The organism is Streptomyces sp. NPDC015171 (assembly GCF_043079545.1).
Taxonomy (GTDB): Bacteria; Actinomycetota; Actinomycetes; order Streptomycetales; family Streptomycetaceae; genus Streptomyces.
Window position 1 is genome coordinate 406,033 of the sequence record NZ_JBIBUO010000002.1, and the last position, 21,514, is coordinate 427,546.

Below are 21,514 nucleotides of genomic sequence, written 5' to 3' on the forward strand. Positions count from 1 at the left end.
CTCCAGAGGGCGGGCCAACTGCGCCTGACGTGCCGTACGTTGACGCGCGGAGCAGGTGGGGAGGCCCGTACGGGATGCTACGGCAGGAAGGGGGCCGCCCGGGCCAAGACCCCGCAGATGGGCGGAAGGTGTCCGGACGGTGCCGGTGCCGCGGAGGTGGATGCCCAGGTCGGAGCGGTCCGGTCCGATCGTCCTACGGGGCGTTCCGCTTCCGCGCGACGGCCGGTGCCGTCGACTGGGGGAGCAGGGCGCGGGGATCGTCCGGAAGGACAACTTCCACTTCCGTGTTGTCGCAGAAACGATACGGCCGATGTTGCAGAAGTTCCCCGAGGTACCGCCTGATTCTGGACATCTCCGCCCGTACGGTAACCGTTCTGGACGGATCGCCGAACAGGTCCTCGGCCAGTGCCGCCGCCCCGCGCCCGGCGCGGTGTTCGGCGAGCAGGAACAGTAATTCGGCGTGCCGCGGACTGAGTTCCCGCGACCACGAGCCCGCCGAGGCCGTGACCGTCACCGTGCAGCGGGACGGCCGGGAGAGGTCCAGCAGGATCCGGCGCGCTGCCGTGGCGAGCGGTTCCTCCTCCGCCCGCAGCAGCCAGCCGTCGGCCAGCGGCTCCACCCCGCAGGAACCGAGCGAGGGCAGCCACCGGCGGCCCGGCGTCAGCGACTTGGGCAGCGACACGCGCCGCACATAGGGCATCCCGGTCACGGCCGCCGCCCAGCCGTGGCGGTCCACCACCAGCGCCCGCCCGGTCAGCCGGGCCAGCACCGGCGCCGCCACCGCCCGCAGCCGCTCGAGCGAGCACAGATGCAGTTCCCGCAGCCGGGCCTCGCCCAGCTTGGCCACCGAGTCCACCCAGGCGAGCGTGGCCGGATGCATCGTCTCCAGCGGGCCGCTGACATCCACCACACCGAGCAGCCGGCCGTCCCGCGGATCGGTGATCGGGGCGCCCGTGCAGGTCCAGGAGGTCTGCGACCGTACGAAGTGCTCGGCGGCGAACACCTGGACGGGCCGCCGTACGACCACCGGGGTGCCCACGCCGTTGGTGCCCACGACGTCTTCGCGCCAGTCGGCGCCGAGTTCGAACCCGAGCCCGTCGGCCTTGCGCAGCACCTGCGCCGAGCCCTCCCGCCACAGCACACGTCCCTCGGGGTCGGCGACGACCATGATGTGCTGGGCGACGTCGGCGACCGAAAGCAGCCCCTCCCGGAGCACCGGCAGGATGTGCCGCAGCGGTGACTCCTCCCGTCTGCGCCGTACCTCGTCGGAGGGCAGCAGGCGCGATCTGACGTCGTGTTCGGGGTCGACGCCGCCGCGCAGCATCCGCCCCCAGGACTGCTCGATCACCGGCCGGGGCGCGATCCGCGCACGTTGTCCGGCGAGCGTCGCCTCGCGCACCTCGTTCAGCAGCCGTGCCGCCTGCGCCGCGTCCACGGCGGCCAGACGCGCCACGTTCACCGGCGGGTTCCCCACTGCGGTCCTCCCGGAAAGGGCTTCGAACACACTTGTCAAGCCGTCCGGGCGGCGGTTTCCGGTCCGGCTGTGGCTTCCATACTGCCGCTCCGGGAATGGCGGAGGCACAGACTCCGCGCATGTGCCCCCATAAGTTGCAACCCCCTGCAACCCTGGTGAACCGCCGAAAGGTGGCTGAGACTTGACCCCGGCCGCCCGCGGGCGGCGCCTTCGGCGTCCCATGGGCCCGAGAGGCGGGGGTGGTGCCGTGTCGGCGCAGCACCACCCCCTCCGTAAGACCCGGCGGCGGATCAGGACACCGGGCGGGCCCGTTCCACGATCGCCGCCAGGTCCAGGCTCGGGGGCAGCGTGCCGAAGGACGCGCCGTGGTCGCCGCCCAGGCGGGAGGCGCAGAAGGCGTCCGCGACCTCCGGCGGGGCGTGGCGGACCAGCAGCGAGCCTTGGAGAACCAGTGCGAGCCGCTCGGCCAGGCGCCGGGCCCGGCCCTCGACGGCGTCCAGGTCGGCGAGGTCGCCGAAGAGGTCCTTCACCGCGCGGTCGAGGCGGTGGTCGGCGCCGTGGGCCCGGCCGATCTCGGTCAGACACGCGTCCAGCGCCCCCGGCGCCCGCCGCAGCGCCCGGAGCACATCCAGCGCCTGGACGTTCCCGGCGCCCTCCCAGACCGAGTTCAGCGGCGACTCCCGCACCAGCCGGGGCAGGCCGGACTCCTCGACGTACCCGTTGCCGCCCAGGCACTCGGCGGCCTCCACGGCCACGGGCGCACAGCGCTTGGTGATCCAGTACTTGGCGGCCGGCACCGCGAGCCGCAGGAAGGCGAGCTCCTGCTCGCTCGTGTCGTCGCAGGCCGCCGCGAGCCGCAGCGCGAGCGCGGTGGCCGCCTCCGACTCCAGCGCGAGATCGGCCAGGACGTTGCGCATCAGGGGCTTGTCGGCGAGCTTCCCGCCGAACGCCTCCCGGTAGGTGCAGTGGTGCACCGCCTGGGCCACCGCCTGCCGCATCAGGCCCGCCGAGCCGAGCGCGCAGTCGAGGCGGGTCGCGGCGACCATCCCGAGGATCGTGCGCAGCCCGCCGCCCTCCTCGCCGACCCGGCGTGCCCAGGTGCCGGCGAACTCGACCTCGGCGGAGGCGTTGGCACGGTTGCCCAGCTTGTCCTTCAGCCGCTGGAGGAGGAAGACATTGCGTTCGCCGTCGGGCAGGACCCGCGGCACCAGGAAGCAGGTGAGCCCGCCCGGCGCCTGCGCGAGCACCAGGAACGCGTCCGACATGGGCGCCGAGCAGAACCACTTGTGCCCGGTCAGCAGGTACGTGCCGGGCTCGGCGAGCGGCACCGCGCGCGTGGTGTTGGCCCGGACGTCGCTGCCGCCCTGCTTCTCGGTCATGCCCATCCCGAAGAGCGCGCCGGGCTTCTGCCCGGCGGGCCGCAGCTCCTGGTCGTAGAGCGTGGACGCCAGCCGGGGCTCCCACTCGGCGGCCAGCTCGGGGTCGGTGCGCAGCGCGGGCACGGCCGCGTGCGTCATCGACAGCGGACAGCAGGTGCCCGCCTCGACCTGGGTCCAGACCAGGAATCCGGCCGCCCGGCGCACATGCCCGGCCGGCCGGGTCCAGGCGTCGGTCAGCCCGGCGGAGACGCCCTTGCCGAGCAGCCGGTGCCAGGCCGGATGGAACTCGACCTCGTCGATCCGGTGGCCGTAGCGGTCGTGGGTGCGCAGCCGGGGCGGGTGCTCGTTCGCCTGGGTCGCCCACTGCTGCAGCTGCGCCGAGCCGGCGGACCTGCCGAGCGCGGACAGCTCGGTGCGCACCTCCGCCAGGACGTCCGGCGCGGCGTACCGCTCGACGGCCTCGGTGAGGGCGCGGTCGGCGGTGAAGACGTCGTAGCCGGCCAGCGGGGGCGGCTGGTTCGTCACGGTGTGGGTGGAGGTGCCTGCCATGATGGCGAACCTACCCGGGACAGGACGGTGCTGACCTCCAGAGTGGCACAGGACGCCACGGAGTGCCCGGACCGGTTCCGCACCGCCGCCCGCCCCGGTTCCCGGCGGTGCCGGGCCGCTCCGAGGCCGGTCCGGACCCGCTTTCCGGCCATGGCCGATCCGGCCGCGGGCCCCGGAAGGTGAGGACGGTCCCGTGTGGCGGATACCTTTGGGTCGTGCAGCCAGCAAGTGATACCCCCGAGCGGCCGGCCGGTCGGCTCCACCGGGCCAGGGCCCTCTACCGGAACGTCTCCAAGCGCAGGACCGTCTGGCTGCTGCTGAAGGACACCGTCAACTCCTGCATGGAGTACCGCATCCTGGGCCTGGCGGCCGAGGCGGCGTTCTTCACGCTGCTGTCGGTGCCGCCGCTGCTGCTCAGCCTCATCGGGCTCCTCGGCTACGTCGACGACTGGACCGGCGCCGACACCATCCAGAGCCTGGAGACCAACCTCCTGGAGGCCTCGCGCACGGTCCTGTCGGACAAGGGCGTGAAGGAGATCGCCGAGCCGATCCTGCACGACGTGATGCAGGGCGGCCGGCCCGACGTCATCTCCATCGGCTTCCTGTTCGCCCTGTGGTCGGGCTCGCGCGCGGTGAACGTCTTCATCGACACCATCACCGTCATGTACGGCCTCGACGGCGTCCGCGGCATCGTCAAGACCCGGATCATGGCCTTCCTGCTGTTCATCGTGGCCCTGCTGATCGGCTCGGTCGCGCTGCCGCTGATGGTGGCGGGACCGGACGCGGTGGTGCGGTTCCTGCCCTGGTCGGAGACGGTCGTCCAGGTGCTGTACTGGCCGGTCGTCATCGTCCTGTCCATCGTCTTCCTGACGACGCTGTACCACGTCTCGGTGCCGGTCCGCTCCCCGTGGATCGAGGACGTGCCGGGCGCCCTGGTCGCCCTCGCGATGTGGGTCCTGGGCAGTTTCCTGCTGCGCATCTACCTCACGCACACCATCGAGGGCGCGACCATCTACGGCTCGCTGGCCGCCGCCGTCGCCGTGCTGCTGTGGATCGGTGTGTCCGCCTTCGCCGTGCTCGTCGGCGCGGCCGTCAACGCGGCGATCGACCGGGTCTGGCCGGCCGCGGCCACGGCCGCCGCGCGCGAGGCCAACGAGCGGCTGCGCGAGGCGCAGGTCGTCGAGTACGTCGCCCGCGCGGCGGCGGCCCGCGAGTACGACCCCGACCCCGACGACCCCGACATGCCGTCCGAGTTCCCCGAGCGCTGGTCCCGTTTCCTGCCCCCGGAGGACGTGACGGCCCGCCTGCGCACTCATGCGAAGAACCCCCACCACCACACGCACCGGGCGCACGAGGTGAACGGCACGAACGGCACGAACGACGGGACACCGCCCCCTCACGGGCACTGACCGCCGGCCGAGCCCGCCGGCCGGGTCACGGCCCGCCGCGCCCGCTCACGGCTTCCGGGCGCCGCCGCGGCCGTCGAGCGGGGGCCGGCAGACCTTGCTCCGCGCGTGCCGCGAGCCGCCGTGGGCGGTGCGCGGGGCGGACCGGGCCCCGCTGACGGCGATGCCTGATCATCCCGAGGGCGGCGAGCCGGCGATCGCGCGCGGCTCCGCCCCGTACACCTGCGGTGACGCCCCGGGCAGCGCCCCGCAGGTGCCGGGGCGACCGCCCGGACGCCCCGACGGTGACGCTGATCGGCGCCTGCCTGGCCCCGGCGCCGACCGGCCGCGTGACACCGAGGACACCCTCGCCGCCCTCGCCCGCGGGGCCGGCTGCGGCAACGCCTTCGCCCTCTCCAGCGCCTTCGGGCGGGTGTACGGGGTCGGTCCCCGGGAGCACCGCACGCGCGCGGCGTAGCCTGGCGTACGTGTACGAGGAGCGCCCGTCCCGGCTGGCCGGCGCGGTGGTGTGGCACCGCGGGCCGCAGGACCCGGCGGACGTCCGCCCGGTGCTGCCCGACGGCTGCATGGACCTGCTGTGGAGCGAGGGCCGGCTGCTGGTCGCGGGACCCGACACCCGCCCCTACGCCCCGCAGGGCCCGGCCCGTTCCTGGGCGGGCGTCCGCTTCTTCCCCGGCACCGCACCCGCCCTGCTCGGCGTACCGGCACACGAACTGCGTGACCTGCGCGTGGAGCTGGCGGATCTGTGGCCCGCCGCACGGGTTCGGCGGCTGTCCGAGCGGATCGCGGCGGCCCCCGACCCGGTGACCGCCCTGGAGGACCTCGCCCTGGACCGGGCGGCGCGGACAGGGGCCCCTGACCCGGCGCTGCGCTACGTGGTGGAGTGCCTGGAGGCGGGCCGTACGGTGGCCGCGACGGCCGCCGGACTCGGCATCGGAGAGCGCAGGTTGCACCGCCGCTGCCTGACCGCGTTCGGCTACGGCCCGAAGACCCTGGCCCGCGTCCTGCGCCTGCAGCGCGCCCTGGCCCTGGCCCGCTCCGGCGTCCCGTACGCCGAGACGGCGGCCCGCGCCGGATACGCGGACCAGCCGCACCTGGCCCGTGACGTACGGGAGCTGACGGGGGAGACGCTCGGCGGGCTACTCGCCCGCTAGCGGGGCGAACAGGTCGACGCCGTTGCCGTCGGGGTCGTGCACGACGGCGTACCGCTGCCCCCAGAAGGCGTCCCACGGCTTCAGCTCGCCGTGGTGGCCGGCGCCCACCAGCTCCTCGTACCGGGCGTCGACCTCGGCGGGGGAGTCGCAGCGGAAGGCGAGCGAGACCCGCCCCGCGCCGGCGGGCGGCCGCCATCCGGGGTGGAAGGAGCGCAGGGTCTCCTCGGTGTCCAGGGCGAGCACGAGCCCGCCGGGCAGTTCGGCCTCGACATGCGGCTGGTCCTCGGCTCCCGGCGGGAAGACCAGCCCGAGGCGGCGGTAGAAGGCGAGCGAGGCGGCCAGGTCGGAGGCGACCAGGCCGATCACGGCGAATCGTACGGTCATGCGGCCACCGTAGGCGGCGGCCGGTCAGCCGGTCTTGAAGGAATCGGACACCGGCGGCGGACGCCGGTCCGGTGCCGGGCGCACCGCGGGGTGTTCGGGTCCGCTCGCGGCGAGCCGCTCGACGAGGACGAACGTCACGCTGATCAGCAGGGACCAGGCGCCGAACTTGGCCGGCGGCACCGGCTGCCAGCCGCCGAGCTGCTGCGGATAGCTCCAGGCGCCCGCGTAGGTCGCGGCGTTCTCGGCGACCCACAGGAAGAAGCCGATCAGTACGAACGAGACGGCCAGCGGCATCCGGTAGCGGTGGGCGCCCACGCTGAAGCCCACCCAGGTCCCGGCGGTCGCGGCGGTCATGGCGAGGGCGAGCGGCCAGCGCAGGTCCGGTATCCAGTGGTGGGTGAAGAAGTTGAGGTAGACGGCGGCGGCCACCAGGGTCGTGGCGGCGGCGCGGTAGCGGGTGAAACGCAGCCGCATCAGCCGCCGGGCCCGGCACACGTAACTGGCGACCGCCGCGTACATGAAGCCCCCGTACAGCGGCACACCGGCGACCTTGGTGAGCGCGTCCTCCGGGTAGCTCCACGATCCCAGGCGCACCTTGACCAGCTCGAACAGCAGCCCCAGCAGATGGCACACGGCGATCACGGCGGTGTCCCGCCGGGTCTCCCAGCCCACCCGGCGGGCGACCAGGGTGAGCAGGACGCCGTACACCAGGACCAGGTCGTAGCGGGCCACGGGCAGCGGGGGCAGCAGCCGGGACGCCCCGATCCCGGTCAGCAGCGCCACGGCGAAGGCGCAGGCGCGGGCCTGGACCGCCCCGAACCGCACGAACTGCGCGAGCCCGTGCCGCAGCCGCCTCGGCACGGCCCTCTCCTCGTTGCGCATGCCCCCTCCTCCGCACGCCGGCGAGGGCCCGATCCTAGAGGGGTAATTGAACGTGTTCAAATAGTGGGGCGGGTGACGGGTGCGCCGAGCCGTGGGGAAGGGCGCGGCAGGCCGGCGGGCGGGACCGGTTCCGGTCCCGGGCGGTGTCCCTGCCGTCCCGCCGGGCGGCCCGTCCTAGCCCGCCCACTCCCGCAGGAGTTCCTCCCGCTCGGCAGCCCGGGGCGAGCCGCCCTCCCAGGCGCGGCCCCACTTCGCCATCGCCGCGAGCGTCGTCGCCATCGTCGCGGCGCCCTCCGTGAGGCGGGCCAGCAGGGCGCGGGAGAGGTCGACCTCGGTCTGGGGGTAGCCGACGGCGGCGGCGACGTAGGCCGCCAACTCGTGTTCGCCGCCGGCCGATCCCACGCGCACGGTCAGCTGCGGCGGAGCCTCGTCCGCCACGCCGCCCAGGGGCAGGGCCAGCTCCCGCACCGTCCCCAGAGCCAGGCCGGCGACCGCGCCGACCTGCCGCCTCAGCGTCTTCACCGGGACGTCCGCCACCGTCAGGGCCCGCACGTCCTCCCACAGGAAGAGACCGGACTGCCGCTCGCCGAGCGCCACCACGCCCTCCGGTGCCAGCCGCACCCCGGGGGCCAGGCCCGCAGGCTTCGCGCCCACGTACACATCGCCCTCGGCGATCCAGAACAGGCCCACCATGGCCATGGTTGCTCACTTCCCCCGACGGCGGCGGCGCCGCCGTTCACACGACGAACGGTCAGGTCGCCTTCCGCAACGCGCGAAGGAGCAGGGAAGTTCCCGCCTCCCGTGCCCCGGCCGCGCGGCCTCAGCCGAAGGAGACCGGCCCGTTCGGGGTGTCCAGGGTGAAGGAGAGCGCGACCGGTCCCGTGGCGAGCGCCAGCGAGGTGCCGAGGGCCGCCAGCGGACCGCGCACCCGTTCCGGGTCGGGCGCCGAGGCCGACACCGCCAGCAGCGGCGTGACCGGCAGCCCGGAGGCGGCCGGGTGCGGCGAGTCGCCCCAGTCGATGAGGAACGGCACCAGGCCCGCGCCCTCCCCGGGGCCGGTGTCGGTCAGCCGCCACCGCAGTACGGCGCCGTCCGGGGTGCGGCGGCTCATCGGCCGTACCGGACCCGGGTCGTGGCCGACCGCCCGCGCACCGGCGACCGCCGCGTCCAGATCGGGCGGGCTGATCGCCCAGGTCAGTACGGCGGGCGCGGCCAGCCGGTCGACGCCGAACGGCCGCGGCCCCGTCGGCGCGGGCTGCTCCGGGTCGGGCCCGATGATCTCCAGATAGCTCCGGCCGCCCAGCCCCACCAGCTGGTTCCGTGTGCCCAGTGCGAGGTGCACCCCGCCGGGCGCCGGCACGATCCCGGTGCGCCGCGCGAATTCGGCGACCGTCGCGCCCAAGTCCGGCGTGGCGAGGACGAGATGGTCCAGCAGGGGCGGAATGGCGTTCATCGCGCGAGAGGTTACGGGATCGGGGCGGCCCTGTGAAACGGCTGTGCGGCACCATGGGCGCATGATCCGTACCGCACGCGCCGCGCTGCCGCTGCTCGCCCTCCTGCCCGCCCTGCTCACGGCGTGCGGCACCGGGAAGGCGGGGTCCGGCGACGGCCGGGACCCGGCACCCGCGGCCGTCTCGCGGTCCGAAGCGGACGCCCGGCTGCGCGCGTCGGGCATCGCACCGGAACTGGTCTATCTCACCGAGGCGCCCGGGTTCACGCTCGCCGAGCAGTCCGTCGGGGTGAACGGGGACGACGGGTTCTCCGTCGCGTACTGGGCGAAGGACGGTGCCGTGCTGCACCTCTACGCCGAGCGGGGCAGCGCCGCCGACTGCCCCGAGGGGTATGTCTGCCGGGCTCCGGCGAAGGGCCGGGTGGTGCGGATCAGCGGGGAGAAGGTCGCACCCGGCGTGCTCCGCCGGGCCGCGGACGCCGTCCACCGCCCCGCCCCGGAGGAACTCGCCGCCATCCTCCCGCCGGCCCGCACGGCAACGGCCCCGGTGGAGCGCGGCGACCTCCCGGCGTACGGCGACGGGGCGCCCGACAACAGCGTGGGCGAGGGCGGGTGAGCCGGGCCCGCGACGGCGGCCGAGGCGGTGAGCGGACGGGGCGCCCGCCGCTCACCTGAACGGCGGCCTCACCTGGCCGTTCGGCTCGCCGAGTGACGTTTCTGCGGTGAACCGCCTCCGCCATTGGGGTGAGTAAAGCTGGCGTAGACGGAAGGTCACGTGACTATCTAGAGATGCTCTTGTCTTGGCAAAGGGCGTCGAGACGCGTGGCCCATCCGGTCCCGTGTCACCCACCCACCGGAGGAGCCGGACCTTGACTTACGGGAAGAAGCTGCGCGAGCGCATCGCCGGGCCCGGGACCACACCGCTGATCGGCGTGTACGACATGTACTCGGCGTCGATCGCGGCCAAGCACTACGACGGGATGTTCGTATCGGGCTTCGGTTTCGCGGCCTCGTACTACGGTTTGCCGGACATCGGGTTCATCGCCTGGCCCGACATGGTGGCCTTCGTCCAGCGGCTGCGGGGCGCGTTCCCGCAGCACCATCTGCTGGTCGACATCGACGACGGCTACGTCGACCCCGAGGTCGCCTGCCATGTCGTCGAGGGGCTGGAGCGCATCGGCGCCTCCGGTGTGATCCTGGAGGACCAGAAGCGGCCCCGCCGCTGCGGTCACGCCGACGGCAAGCAGGTGCTGCCCCTCGACGAGTACCTGGAGAAGCTGGAGAAGGTCCTGGCCACCCGCCACGACATGGTCGTCGTCGCCCGTACGGACGCCACCGACGAGCACGACATCCTGCACCGGGCCGAGCGGCTGGCCGCGACCGACGCCGACGTGGTGCTGGTCGACGGTGTGCGCAGCGTCGAATGGATCGACCGGATCCGGAAGGTCGTCGGGAACAAGCCGCTGCTGTTCAACCAGATCGCCGGCGGCAAGTCGCCCCGCCTGTCCCTCGGCGAACTCTCCGACCTCGGCGTGGACGTCGCCATCTACAGCACCCCGTGTCTGTTCGCCGCGCACGAGGCGATGGACTCCGCGCTCTCCGAACTGAAGTCGGCCGACGGGCGGCTGCCGGAGGTGGATCCCGCCAGCGGGGTCGGCGTGAAGGCCTCCACCACCCTGCTGGAGCGCAACATCGCCCGCGACCGGCGCACCTCCGAGGGCGTGGGCGTGTGACCGGTGCCGTACCCCGGCTCGGCCTGGCCGCGGCGGTCGCCGCCGCGCTCCTCGGGGCCGGTGCGGTACCCGCCGCCGCGGCCGGGAGCCTGATCACGGTGATCGACAACTCCCATGCCGATTCCTGGCTCGAAGTCGATCGCGCGGGCAACGTGGAGAACGGCAGCGGTACCGCGGGCAGCGACCACGACGGCAGCGCCGTGGACGTGGTCGAGGCCCTCGCCGAGGCGTCCGGCCGGTCGGCGCCCGCCGAGGCTCCCGCCCGGCCGGAGCGGGCCCGGACCCCGGTCCGGTCGGAGCCGCCGCAGCCCCCCGTCCGGTCGGCGCCGGCTCAGGCCCCCGACGGGGCGGAGGTCTCGCAGGCTCCCGTCCGGTCCGAGGAGGACTGAGGGGCGGCCGGCCCGAGGAACGGCTGTTCCGGGGAGCCGCTGTCCCCAGCCGCGGCTTTCCCGGGGTGGCTGTTCCCACGGGCGGCTTTCCCAGGGGCGGCTGTTCCGAGGGGCGGTGAGCAGGAGGGCGGCCGGGCACTCCGTGCGGGGGAGGCCCGGCCGCCGCCGTGCCGGCGGTCCGCCCCGGGGCTCAGTCCTCCTGGAGATCCGGCAGGCCGTTCTCGTCGGTCTCGACGTCCTCCTTGGGATCGTGCTCATCGGCCGGGCCCGCCGGGTCCGCCGGGCCGGCGACGGCGGGGCGCTGCTGTGCGGGGGCGAGGGTGCGGGAGACGGCGTGTGCCGTGCCGTAGGCGGCGACCAGGGCGACGGCGGCCACGGCGAGGACCGCGGCGATACGCGTGGTGTGCTTCATGGTCCGCAAACGATCTTCACCGCCGCCGCGTCACCGTACCCGCCCCGAACGGACCGCCGATGTCACGCGGTCGGCCGGGTGTCCACCGAACGGCCCAGTGGGTGGCCTCTGCACCCGGAATACCCGGGCGCCCTGTGATGCTCTGACATCACGGCGCACAGGGCCGCTGTGCGGGTGCGGGAGCGCGGTGAAGGGCTGGTGGACGATGACGGCGGACCGGACGGGCCCTGTGGTCACCACGCCCCACGGGGCGGTACGCGGCCGGTACGAGCGGGGGATCGCGGTCTTCCGGGGCATCCCGTACGCCGCGGCGCCGTTCGGGCCCCGGCGGTTCCGGCCGCCCGAGCCGCCCGAGCCCTGGGACGGGGTGCGGGACGCCGGTGCCTTCGGGCCGACCGCGCCGAAACCGCCGTACTCCGAGGCGTTCGCCCGGTACCTGTCCGACCCGGAGATCCCCGGCGAGGACTGCCTCAACCTCAACGTCTGGACCCCCGAGCCGGGGCCGGGCGCCCGGCTCCCGGTGCTGGTCTGGCTGCACGGCGGCGCGCTGACCAGGGGATCGTCGGCCGTGCCGGTGTACGACGGCGGCCACTTCGCCCGCGACGGGGTCGTCTTCGTCTCGGTCAACTACCGGCTGGGCGTGGAGGGCTACGGGCTGTTCCCCGACGCGCCCCCGAACCCCGGCCTGCGCGACCAGCTCGCCGCGCTGAGCTGGGTGCACACGGCGATCGGCGCGTTCGGCGGCGACCCGGACCGGATCACCCTGTGCGGCCAGTCGGCCGGTGCCATCAGCGTCGGCGCCCTGCTCGCCGCGCCCCGGACGCGGGGCCTGATCCGGCGGGCGGTGCTGCAGAGCGGGGCGCCCGAGGCCGTCGACCGGGACAAGGTACGGCGGATGGTGCGCCGGATGGCCGCCCGGCTCAGGATCCCCGCCACCGCCGAGGCGTTCGCCGCCGTCGACCGCGCACTGCTGCTGCGCACCCAGGCCGAGGTCGGCCGGCTCAGCAGCCCCTTGCTGGGCGGCCCCGCGTTCGGCATCGTCGTGGACGGCGAGCTGGTGCCCCGGGATCCGCTGAAGGCGCTGACCGAGGACGGCGCCGCCGGGGGCGTCGACCTGCTCGTGGGCTGGACCCGGGACGAGTACCGGCTGTGGCTGGCGCCCGGCGGCCTGGTGGAGCCCATCGACCGGCTGGGCGCCGTCGCCCTCGCCGGGGCCATGGCCCGCTGCCGCGCCGGGCACGAGGTCCCGCGCGGCTACCGCGCCCTGCACCCCGACGCCGGGGCCGCCGAGACCGTCGGCCAGATGGTCACCGACCACCTGCTGAGGCTGCCGCTGCACCGGCTGGCCGACGCGCACCCCGGCGCCTCCTACGTGTACGAGTTCGCCTGGCCGTCCCGGCTCCCGGGCCTCGGCGCCTGCCACGCGCTGGAGCTGGGGTTCGTCTTCGGCACCGGGGACGCGCCCGAGTCGAAGAGGCTGGCCGGCGAGGACACCCCGCCGCAGCTGTGCGAGGCGATGCACACCGCGTGGGTGCGGTTCGCGACGACCGGGGACCCCGGCTGGCCGGCCTGGGACGCCACGCATCCGGTGCGCGTCTTCGACGACGGCGGCCCGGATCTCGTCCACGGCCCGCGCGACGCGGAGTTCGCTCTGTGGTCGACGGCCCCGCTGCCGGAGCCCTCCCGGCACGCCGTCCCCCGCGCCCCCGGCGCGGAACTCGCCGCCGCGATGCGCCGCCTGCGCCGCTCGGTGGGCACCCTGCGCCGCTGAACGGCCCCCGGCGACGGGCCGGCTCGCGGGAACCCGCCGACGGCGCGCGGGCGGACGGCGCACCACCGGGCGGCCCCGGCTCAGCGCAGCAGTAGCGCTCGTACCGCGCGCAGGGTCTCCTGGGCTCCCCGCAGCAGGAGGACGAGGACGCGATGGGCCGCTTCGCGGCGGTACGGACGGTGTGACCAGACCGCGGGGAGCACCACGCCGGCGAACCCCAGCAGGAGTGCCAGCAGCACCAGGGTGCCGGCGGGTGTGAGGAGAGCGACGGCCTGGACGGCGACTTCGGGCATATGGACTCCTGGGGGTGATGAAGGACAGGCATCCCGGACGTACGGACCTCCACGCCGCGCCAGAGGCAGGGGAATGTGCCGGATGCGGTCCGGTCGACTGCCGCGCCGGGTGGTGCGGCAGGTCCAACTTCCCTGTCCGGCGGGGCGTTTCGCGACCGTCCTGGACAGGTGCGTCGCACACCGGACGTCGTGCCTGGTGGGCGACCTAGAATCGGGCAGGTGTCCAGTGGTCTGGGCTGGACGGGTTGGACGGGGAGGACGGATTGCCGGAAGGGTCGCGCGGCGGCGACAGTGCACAGGACGCCCTCTTCGCCCGGCTGCGCCGGCTCGGTGAACTCCACGCGCGCGTGCGGCGGGCCGGGCAGCCGAGCCTCGCCGTCCTCGCGCGGGCAGCCGGGGGGCGGGCGAAGACGACGGTCGGGGAGTGGCTGAAGGGCAACCGGCTCCCGCAGCACCTGGAGGACCTGCTCGGCGTGGTCGACGCCCTGCGCGCCGCCGCGCTGCGGCACCCCGAGGGGATCGACGACGCGGACCGCGAGCTGTTCGACGACGACACCTGGCGCGCACTGCACACGGCGGTGGCGCAGGGGCGTGCCCGGCTGACCGGAGAGACCGTCAGGGCCGCGGGCCTCGGCCGGGCGCGGGACCGGCTGGAGGAGCGCCAGAGCTACGCGGACCTGCCCGACCGGCCCCGCCCCGTGGCCCGGTGGGACCCGCGCGGCCTCGGCGTGCACCCGGCGATCTCCGGTGCGCACGGCTCCGACCACGGCGCCGCCTTCGTGCTCCCCACCTATCTGCCCCGCGAACACGACCGGCGGCTGCGGACCCTCCTGGACCGGACCGTGCACGACGGTGACACGCTGTTCGTCCTCGTCCAGGGCGAGTCCTGCACGGGCAAGACGCGGGCCGCGTACGAGGCGGTGCGCGCCTGCCTGCCGGACTGGGACCTGGCCTTCCCCAAGGGCTCCGAAAGCCTGCTGGCGCTCCTCGCCGCGGACGCGGTCGGCCCGCGCACCGTGCTGTGGCTGGACGAGGGGCAGGATTTTCTGACGGCTGAGCGGGGCGAGGAGGCCGCCGCCGGACTGCGCAGACTGCTGGAGCTGCCGGGACCGGTCGTGGTGCTCACCACCATGTGGCAGGAACACCGCAGGACACTGCTCGCCCGGCCCACGGCCCCCGTGCGTGACCCGCATCCGCAGGCTCGGGCGCTGCTGACCGCGGGGGTCACCGTGCACGTCTCGGCCGCCTTCCCACCCGACGTGATGCGGGATCTCAGACGCACACCCGACCCCTCGCTGTACACGGCCGCGCTGACGAGCAGGGACGGGGAACTCACCCAGACGCTGGCGGCGGCCCTCGAACTGGTCGCGTTCCACGAGACGTCCGACACCGTCCCGGCCTGCTACGGCAAGGCAGTTGTCACGGCCGCCATGGATGCCCGCCGTCTCGGACACGGCCCCGAACTTCCCGACACCCTTCTGCGCGCCGCCGCCCGCGCCTACCTGAGCGAGGCACAGCGCGCCGCGGCCGCCCCCGGCTGGTTCGAGCAGGCCCTGGCCCACGCCGGGACCCGGGTCAAGGGCGTCGTCGCTCCGCTCGGTGACGTTCCCGACCCCGGTGGGATGGGGGCGCGGCCGAGGACGCGCAGGCTCGCGGACTACCTCGACCATCACGGCCGTACGGCCCGCTCCTACCTCTGCCCCGCCGCACCGTTCTGGGAGGCCGCCGCACAGGGGGCGGGCACCGCGGCGGATCTGGACGCACTCGCCGACGCCGCGGACCGGCGGGGTCGTTACGAGGTCGCCGACGACCTGCGGCGCCGGGCGGCGGAGCGGGGGCACGCGCCTGCCTGGACCGACATGGCGCAGTTCCGCAGGGACCGCGGCTGCCGTCCGGAGGCCGTCGCCCTGGTACGGAAGGCCCACGCCGCGGGCGACACCGGTGCGCTGACGACGCTCGCCCACTGGTACCTGGAGGACCAGGAGCTCGACCGCGCGCTCCGGCTGGTCCCCGAGATCGAAGGTACGGATGCCCCGCAGAACCTCCTGCACCTGGCGCAGACCCCGGAACTCGCGGGCGGCGACGAGGAGGTGGAACGGCTCGCCCGAAAGGCCGCGGATCTCGGCGACGCGGAGGCGCTGACCTTCCTGGGCCGCCGCCGCCTGCTCGCGGGGGACGAGAAGGCGGCGGAGCGGCTGTTCCAGCGCGCGATCGCCGCCGGGGACCACGGAGCCGCTTTCGAGCTCGCGAGGATGAGACTGGTGCACGGGCGCGACGTGGCGGCGGCCGCGGCCGCGGCAGGACAGGCCGCTGAACTCGGTGACTTCTTCACCATGGGGATGATGGCCCAGCTCGTCATCGCCATCGATCCCGCCGAAGGACGCCGCATGGCACGGCTGGCCGCTGACCTCGGTGGGGTCTCCCCGGCCGATACCGTACGCCTGTCGGCCTGGGAGAACATGGTCCGTCAGCAGGGCCTTGCCGTACTCGCCCAGCATGCCGAGGAGACCGCGGGGGAGGGCGCGGGCGAGGCCGTGCTGCTGGCCGCCGTCGAGGAGGGTGACCTGCACGTCATGGCGTGGCTCGCCCAGCGCAGGCGGCAGTCCGGCGACCGGGCCGACGCCGAGCGGCTGTACCGGCGGGCGGCCGAGGGCGGCTACGCGCCGGCGCTGCTGTCACTCGCCTCGTCGCGCCGGGAGGCCGGGGACGCGGAGGAGGCCGAGCAGCTGTGCCGTACGGCGATCGACGCGGGCCAGTACGAAGCCATCGGGGCTCTCGCCCAGGTGTACGAGGAGCGCGGTGAACGGGAGCGGGCGGGCCGTCTGGTCCTGTACGGCCTGGACCCCGACGGCACCCTTGCGGCCCCCTGGCTGCCCCTGCGCGAGGGACACGAACCGGCCAGAGGCCACGATGCGGTCGGAGGATGGATCACGATCAGGCACGCCGCGGACTGACCGAGGCGTCCGGCGTCCCGTGGCCCGTGCCCGCGAGGGGAGCCCCTGCCGGCCGGGTCCCGGTGACGGGCCCCGATCCGGAGGGGTTCGGACGGCGGGGCCGACTAGGCCGCCAGCGTCCGTGCGATCGAGCCGATCGCCTGCGGCCCCACCCGGCAGCACCCGCCGATCAGCCGGGCTCCCGCCGAGCGCCATGCCGTGACCTGTCCGGCGCTGAACGTCGTGCGGCCCTGCCAGGCGCGTGCCCCGGCGTCCCAGCCCTCGCCGCTGTTGGGATAGACCACGACCGGCCGGCCGGTGACCCGTGCGGCGATCTCCGCGGCGGGCTCCACGTCGGCCGGGGCGCAGCAGTTCACGCCCACCGCGATCACCTCGTCCACGTCGGCGGCGAGGGCGAACGCCTCCTCCAGGGGCTGGCCGGCCCGGGTGTGCCGGCCGTCGACCGTGTAGGAGAGCCAGACCGGCACGCCCAGCCCGCGCACCGTCCGCAGCAGCGCGGCGGCCTCGTCGGTGTCCGGGACGGTCTCCAGCGCCAGGACGTCCGGCGCGGCGGCGGCCAGTGCCTCGACCCGGGGCCGGTGGAACCGCTCCAGCTCGGCCGTGCTCAGCCCGTACCGGCCCCGGTACTCGGAGCCGTCCGCGAGCATCGCCCCGTACGGTCCGACCGAGGCCGCCACCCACAGCGGCCGTCCGACGCCCGTGTCCGCCGCCTGCCGTGCGGCCGTGCGGGCCAGTTCCACGCTGCGGGCGAGCAGCCGCGCGGTCCGGGCACGGCCGATGCCGCGCCGCGCGAAACCTTCGAAGGTGGCCTGGTAGCTGGCCGTGATCGCCACGCTCGCGCCGGCGAGGAAGTAGGCGAGGTGGGCCTCGGTGACCGCCTCGGGCCGCTCGGCGAGCAGCCGCGCCGACCACAGCTCGTCGCTCAGATCGTGCCCGGCCGACTCCAGCTGGTTGGACATGCCGCCGTCGAGCACGAGCGTCCCGGCGGCGAGGGCGGCGGCGAGGCTGGGGGAGGTGTCGCTGGTCATGGCACGACGCTAGTCGAAGCGGCGCGCGCCCGGTCCGGGGGGAGCGGGAAAGGGCTCCCCGGCGCCTCGCCGGGGCCGCTCCGCCGCCCGGCGGTGTCCGGTCGGCGCGAACGGCGGCGGACGCGCCGAATCCGAGGCACGGGCTGCCGGCGGGGTTGTGGTTGGCGCAGCGGTACGGGTGGGATGGACCCCCGGGGCGCCCCACCGCGACCGGAGCGCTCCGGCTTCCGCCAGGAAGGACGGACACCGCCGTGATCGAACTGCCCGCCGACGAGCGCGCGTCGAGCCCGTACACCGGCTACACCCGGGCCCACTGGGAGGCCGCCGCCGACGCCCTGCTCGCCGGCGTCGAGCCGTACGCCACCCCCGACCGCGCCCTCTACCACCTGCCGGGCGACCGGGTGAGCTACTCCGGCCGCCTCTCCGACGGCCTCGAGGGGTATGCCCGGACGCTGCTGCTGGCCGCCTTCCGGCGCGACGAGACCGTGCTCGGCCGGTACGCCGAGGGCCTTTCGGCCGGTCCGGGCGGCGTCTGGCCGCGGATCGCGGACCGCGGCCAGCCGCTGGTCGAGGCCGCCTCCGTCGCGCTCGCCCTGCGGCTCACCCGGCCGCTGCTGTGGGACCGCCTGGACGACGCCGTCCGCCTGCGCACCGCCGACTGGCTCGCGGACGCCCTCGCCGCCGAGCCCTGGCCGTGCAACTGGGAGCTGTTCCCGGTCACCGTCGGCGGCTTCCTCGCGGAGATCGGCCACCGGGAGGAGGCGGCCCGCAAGGCGATCGACCGGGGGCTCACGCGGATCGAGGACTGGTACCGCGGCGACGGCTGGTACACCGACGGCGACGGCCGGAAGTTCGACTACTACAACGGCTGGGCCATGCACCTGTACCCGGTCCTGCACGCCTGGCTCGGCGACGACGCGGGGCTGCTCGCGCACTACGGCCGGCGGCTGTCGCGCCACCTCGCCGACTACGCCCGCCTCTTCGGCGCCGACGGCGCCCCGCTGCACCAGGGCCGCTCCCTGACCTACCGCTTCGCGACGGCCGCCCCGCTCTGGCTCGGCGCCCTGACCGGACACACGCCGCTGCCCCCGGGCGAGACACGGCGCCTGGCCTCCGGCGCGCTGCGCTACTTCCTCGACGGCGGCGCGGTCGACGAGCGGGGCCTGCTGCCGCTCGGCTGGCTCGGCCCCGACACCGCACTCGTGCAGGACTACTCCGGTCCCGCCTCCCCCTACTGGGCGAGCAAGGGCTTCCTCGGCCTGCTGCTGCCGCCCGGACACCCGGTGTGGACGGCGCGGGAGGAACCGGGCCCGGCCGAACGCGCGGACGAGGCCCACCCGGTGACCGCCCCCAACTGGCTGCTGCAGAGCACCCGTCGCGACGGCCTGGTGCGGCTGCACAACCACGGCAGCGAGGACGTCCGCTACGACCCCTACTACACCCGGCTCGCCTACTCGACGGCCACCGCGCCCGTCCCGTCGTACGACAACAGCGTGATCGTCGGCGGCGATCCGGGCCGGACCGGGATCGAGCCGCTCGGCACGGGCGAGGGGTGGATCGCCTCCCGGCACACCGTGCGCCCCGGGGTCACCGTCACCAGCCTGGTGGCCGTCCGGGGCGCCGCGGAGGTGCGGGCCCATCTGGTGGCGGGGGCGGCGCCCGGGACGCCGGTGCGGGTGACGGGCTGGCCGGACGGGACGGCGGCCCGGTCCGAACTCGTCCCGGTCAGCGGGCTTTCGGCGGAGCTGGCCGGGGTGACGGGGGACGGCGGGGCCACCCTCTTCGTGGCGCTCGCCCGGCTCACCGGGGAGCCGGACCCCCGGCCGCTCACCGAGCTGGTGTCCGTGGCGGTGCGGGAGGCGGCGGACGACGGGCCCGAGGGGCCCGGCCACGAGGTGCGGGTGAACTGGGCGGCGGGGCCCGTCGCCGGCTTCCGGTTCACGGCGTCGCACGCGCGCGGTGCCGGCCCGTCGTGGTCGGTGACGCCCGGGTGAGCGCGGGCGCGTTCGACGCGGGCGGGGTGCCGGGCGCGGGCACGGGCCGGGACACCGCCGGGGTCGCGGGGCACGGGCTGGCGCCCGGCCGGAGCGGAGGGGGCGTCCGACGGGACCCGGCGGGCCTGTCGCGCACCGTTCGGCGGGGGCCGAACCGAACCGGGCCCAGCATGGGGTCATGACCGCAGAACCTGTCCCCGCCGTGTCCTTCGCCGGTCTCCACCACCGGCCGGGCGAGCCGCTGCTGCTGCCCAACGCCTGGGACCACGCCTCGGCCGCCGCACTCGCCGGCCGGGGCTTCCCGGCCATCGGCACGACCAGCCTGGCGGTGGCGGCGGCCGTCGGCCTGCCCGACGGCCGCGCCGCGACCCGCGAGCACACCGTGCGCCTCGCCCAGACCCTCGGTTCCGGGCCGTACCTCCTCTCGGTCGACGCCGAGAACGGCTTCAGCGACGACCCCGGCGAGGTCGCCGAGCTGGCCCGCGAGCTGTGGACCGCAGGCGCCGCCGGCGTCAACCTGGAGGACGGCCTGGGTCCGGCCGGCCGGCACGCGGCGAAGATCGCGGCCGTGAAGGCCGCCGTACCCGGCCTGTTCGTCAACGCCCGCACCGACACCCACTGGGCGGGCGACGGCGACGAGCGGGACACCCTGCGCCGGCTCGACGCCTACCAGGAGGCGGGCGCCGACGGCGTGTTCGTACCGGGCGTGACCGACCCGCACCGGATCGCCGCCCTCGTCCGGCACACCGCCGTGCCCCTCAACGTCCTCTACTCGCCCGCCGGACCCCCGCTCGCCCGCCTGGCCGGCCTCGGCGTGCGCCGCGTCAGCCTCGGCTCGCTGCTGTACCGGCGGGCGCTCGGCGCGGCCCTCGACGCGGTGGCGGACATCGCGGCCGGGCACGCGCCGCGCGGTACGACCCCGTCCTACGCCGACGTCGACGCGCTGGGACACAGCGTCTCGGCGAGCCGGTCGGCGAACTCCACCGGATGATCCAGCGTGCCGAGATGGCCGCCCGGGAACTCGGCGCGGGCACTGCCGAGACGCTCGGCGAGGGCCTGGGCCGTACGGTCCAGGAGCTGACCGCGCGAGGCGGCACCGACGGCGAGCGTGAGCCGGCCGCCAGGCGGGGCGGCGTCGGGCAGGTACGCGCTGAACGGACGCAGGACCCGGGCCAGGAACACGCCCATCGGGGTCGCCGATTCGCCCTCGGCGGGCGGCCGTCCGGGCCCGTCGAGCTGCTCGATCAGCTCGGCCCGCCGCGCCGCCCCGTCCGGCAGCACCGTGACGCACGGCGGCTCGTGCGCGACGGCGTGCGCCACCCGCCCGGGGCGGCGGGCCAGCAGGTCGAGGACCGCGATGCCACCGGAGCTGGTGCCGAACACGTACGCCGGCTCACCGCCCGGCAGCACCGCGTCCAGCACCCGCAGCGCGCCCTCGCTCCAGTCCGCCACCCGCTGCTCGGCCACCGGCCGGCCGAGCCTGCCGTGCGCGAGGCCCAGCGGGTCGTACGTCACCACGGTGAAGCGCGTCGCGAGCCGCTCGGTCAGCGGCCCGAGGCCCATCGGATGCCCGGCCCCGCCCGGTACGAGCAGCAGCACGGGACCCCGGCCGGTGATGTCGTGGTGGGGCGTGTCGCTCATCGGGTCCGCTCCCGGGGCCAGTGTTCGAGGGCGAGGTGCAGGGCGTCGACCGCCTTGTCCCAGGAGGCCCGCACGTCCCGGTCCGCGCCGAAGCCGCCCGCGCTCTCCAGGACGCAGTAGCCGTGGAACGTGCTGCGCAGCAGGCGCACGGCGTCGGTCAGGTCCGGTTCGTCCAGGCCGTACGCGCGCAGCATGCCGTAGGTGATCTCCGCGGTGCGGCGCAGCGCCGGGGAGTCGGCGATCAGGGCCTGGTCGACGCGGATCTGGGTGGCCGCGTACCGGCCCGGGTGCGCCAGCGCGTAGTCCCGGTAGGCACCGGCGTACGCCGTCAGCGCGTCCTTGCCGGACCGGCCGGCCACGGCCTCGGCGATCCGGTCGATCAGCTCGCCGCCCGCGTACAGCGCGAGCCGGGTGCGCAGGTCCTGGAGATTGCGTACGTGCGAGTACAGACTCGCGTCCTTGACGCCGAAGCGCCGGGCCAGCGCCGAGACGCTGAGCTTGTCGAAGCCGGCCTCGTCCGCCAGCTCCGCCGCGGCTGTCACCAGCCGTTCGACGGTGAGTCCCGCCCGGGCCACACGCCCACCTCCTTGGATACCTAGGAAATATCCTAGAGCATCTAGG

General features: G+C 75.2%; 21 protein-coding genes. 10 read left to right on the forward strand and 11 right to left on the reverse strand.

Annotated elements, in window-relative coordinates; translation table 11 throughout:
- Positions 1 to 193: 193 nt before the first annotated feature.
- Positions 194 to 1,459 (reverse strand): GAF domain-containing protein, encoded by a 1,266-nt coding sequence (locus tag ACF073_RS06335; RefSeq protein WP_392067196.1) that lies wholly within the window; start codon positions 1,457 to 1,459, stop codon positions 194 to 196.
- A gap of 305 nt (positions 1,460 to 1,764) precedes the next feature.
- Entirely contained in the window at positions 1,765 to 3,402 is a 1,638-nt protein-coding gene (locus ACF073_RS06340; protein WP_392067197.1) for an acyl-CoA dehydrogenase family protein, read from the reverse strand.
- A 215-nt stretch (positions 3,403 to 3,617) separates the two neighbouring features.
- Here ACF073_RS06340 and ACF073_RS06345 point away from each other — a divergent pair, with 215 nt between their 5' ends.
- The 3 genes from ACF073_RS06345 (at position 3,618) to ACF073_RS06355 (ending at position 5,962) form a co-directional block, all read left to right on the forward strand.
- The gene (locus tag ACF073_RS06345; protein ID WP_392067198.1) at positions 3,618 to 4,811 is read left to right on the forward strand and encodes a YihY/virulence factor BrkB family protein; all 1,194 of its coding nucleotides are present in this window, start codon (positions 3,618 to 3,620) and stop codon (positions 4,809 to 4,811) included.
- Between the two features lie 160 nt (positions 4,812 to 4,971).
- Entirely contained in the window at positions 4,972 to 5,265 is a 294-nt protein-coding gene (locus ACF073_RS06350; RefSeq protein WP_392067199.1) for a hypothetical protein, read from the forward strand.
- A gap of 10 nt (positions 5,266 to 5,275) precedes the next feature.
- On the forward strand, positions 5,276 to 5,962 hold the full coding sequence (locus ACF073_RS06355; protein WP_392067200.1) for a helix-turn-helix domain-containing protein: 687 nt from the start codon (positions 5,276 to 5,278) through the stop codon (positions 5,960 to 5,962).
- On the opposite strand, the gene ACF073_RS06360 is transcribed toward ACF073_RS06355, so the two are convergent.
- The 4 genes from ACF073_RS06360 to ACF073_RS06375 all read right to left on the reverse strand — a co-directional run bounded on the left by ACF073_RS06360 (position 5,948) and on the right by ACF073_RS06375 (position 8,681).
- A complete protein-coding gene (locus ACF073_RS06360) occupies positions 5,948 to 6,346 on the reverse strand; it encodes a VOC family protein (protein ID WP_392067201.1) in 399 nt (132 codons plus the stop codon). The two genes, ACF073_RS06355 and ACF073_RS06360, sit on opposite strands and share 15 nt — an antisense overlap.
- 24 nt (positions 6,347 to 6,370) lie before the next feature.
- Positions 6,371 to 7,228: a DUF817 domain-containing protein gene (locus ACF073_RS06365; protein WP_392067202.1), complete on the reverse strand. Its 858-nt coding sequence runs from the start codon at positions 7,226 to 7,228 to the stop codon at positions 6,371 to 6,373.
- A 174-nt stretch (positions 7,229 to 7,402) separates the two neighbouring features.
- Complete coding sequence (locus tag ACF073_RS06370; protein WP_392067203.1) at positions 7,403 to 7,927, reverse strand: hypothetical protein; 525 nt, start codon at positions 7,925 to 7,927, stop codon at positions 7,403 to 7,405.
- A 121-nt stretch (positions 7,928 to 8,048) separates the two neighbouring features.
- Positions 8,049 to 8,681: a VOC family protein gene (locus ACF073_RS06375; RefSeq protein WP_392067204.1), complete on the reverse strand. Its 633-nt coding sequence runs from the start codon at positions 8,679 to 8,681 to the stop codon at positions 8,049 to 8,051.
- A 61-nt stretch (positions 8,682 to 8,742) separates the two neighbouring features.
- On the opposite strand from ACF073_RS06375, the gene ACF073_RS06380 reads away from it, so the two are divergent.
- From ACF073_RS06380 to ACF073_RS06390, 3 genes are all read left to right on the forward strand, one after another.
- On the forward strand, positions 8,743 to 9,294 hold the full coding sequence (locus tag ACF073_RS06380) for a membrane lipoprotein (RefSeq protein ID WP_392067205.1): 552 nt from the start codon (positions 8,743 to 8,745) through the stop codon (positions 9,292 to 9,294).
- A gap of 253 nt (positions 9,295 to 9,547) precedes the next feature.
- Positions 9,548 to 10,411 carry an oxaloacetate decarboxylase gene (locus tag ACF073_RS06385; protein WP_392067206.1) on the forward strand — a complete coding sequence of 288 codons (864 nt, stop codon included), beginning with the start codon at positions 9,548 to 9,550 and terminating at the stop codon, positions 10,409 to 10,411.
- Positions 10,408 to 10,800: a hypothetical protein gene (locus tag ACF073_RS06390; protein ID WP_392067207.1), complete on the forward strand. Its 393-nt coding sequence runs from the start codon at positions 10,408 to 10,410 to the stop codon at positions 10,798 to 10,800. The genes ACF073_RS06385 and ACF073_RS06390 overlap by 4 nt, the downstream gene beginning before the upstream one ends.
- A 190-nt stretch (positions 10,801 to 10,990) precedes the next feature.
- On the opposite strand, the gene ACF073_RS06395 is transcribed toward ACF073_RS06390, so the two are convergent.
- A complete protein-coding gene (locus ACF073_RS06395; protein WP_392067208.1) occupies positions 10,991 to 11,212 on the reverse strand; it encodes a hypothetical protein in 222 nt (73 codons plus the stop codon).
- Between the two features lie 205 nt (positions 11,213 to 11,417).
- Between ACF073_RS06395 and ACF073_RS06400 the strand changes: the two genes are divergently transcribed.
- A complete protein-coding gene (locus tag ACF073_RS06400) occupies positions 11,418 to 12,983 on the forward strand; it encodes a carboxylesterase/lipase family protein (RefSeq protein ID WP_392067209.1) in 1,566 nt (521 codons plus the stop codon).
- Between the two features lie 80 nt (positions 12,984 to 13,063).
- On the opposite strand, the gene ACF073_RS06405 is transcribed toward ACF073_RS06400, so the two are convergent.
- Positions 13,064 to 13,276, reverse strand: coding sequence for a hypothetical protein (locus tag ACF073_RS06405; RefSeq protein ID WP_392067210.1), 213 nt, complete (start codon positions 13,274 to 13,276; stop codon positions 13,064 to 13,066).
- Between the two features lie 263 nt (positions 13,277 to 13,539).
- Between ACF073_RS06405 and ACF073_RS06410 the strand changes: the two genes are divergently transcribed.
- Entirely contained in the window at positions 13,540 to 16,230 is a 2,691-nt protein-coding gene (locus ACF073_RS06410; protein WP_392067211.1) for a hypothetical protein, read from the forward strand.
- A gap of 104 nt (positions 16,231 to 16,334) precedes the next feature.
- Here the strand turns inward: ACF073_RS06410 and mmuM are convergent, their stop codons facing one another.
- Positions 16,335 to 17,258: a homocysteine S-methyltransferase gene (gene mmuM, locus ACF073_RS06415; protein ID WP_392067212.1), complete on the reverse strand. Its 924-nt coding sequence runs from the start codon at positions 17,256 to 17,258 to the stop codon at positions 16,335 to 16,337.
- Between the two features lie 254 nt (positions 17,259 to 17,512).
- Between mmuM and ACF073_RS06420 the strand changes: the two genes are divergently transcribed.
- Together ACF073_RS06420 and ACF073_RS06425 are read left to right on the forward strand one after the other, a co-directional pair.
- Entirely contained in the window at positions 17,513 to 19,252 is a 1,740-nt protein-coding gene (locus tag ACF073_RS06420; RefSeq protein ID WP_392067707.1) for a DUF2264 domain-containing protein, read from the forward strand.
- Positions 19,253 to 19,430: 178 nt separating this feature from the next.
- Positions 19,431 to 20,243 (forward strand): isocitrate lyase/phosphoenolpyruvate mutase family protein, encoded by an 813-nt coding sequence (locus ACF073_RS06425; RefSeq protein ID WP_392067213.1) that lies wholly within the window; start codon positions 19,431 to 19,433, stop codon positions 20,241 to 20,243.
- Here ACF073_RS06425 and ACF073_RS06430 read toward each other — a convergent pair.
- Both ACF073_RS06430 and ACF073_RS06435 read right to left on the reverse strand, forming a co-directional pair.
- Positions 20,177 to 20,893 (reverse strand): alpha/beta fold hydrolase, encoded by a 717-nt coding sequence (locus tag ACF073_RS06430; RefSeq protein WP_392067214.1) that lies wholly within the window; start codon positions 20,891 to 20,893, stop codon positions 20,177 to 20,179. The two genes, ACF073_RS06425 and ACF073_RS06430, sit on opposite strands and share 67 nt — an antisense overlap.
- Positions 20,890 to 21,468, reverse strand: a complete 579-nt coding sequence (locus ACF073_RS06435) for a TetR/AcrR family transcriptional regulator (protein ID WP_392067215.1) — start codon at positions 21,466 to 21,468, stop codon at positions 20,890 to 20,892. Before ACF073_RS06435 ends, ACF073_RS06430 begins: the two co-directional genes overlap by 4 nt.
- Between the last annotated feature and the right edge of the window lie 46 nt (positions 21,469 to 21,514).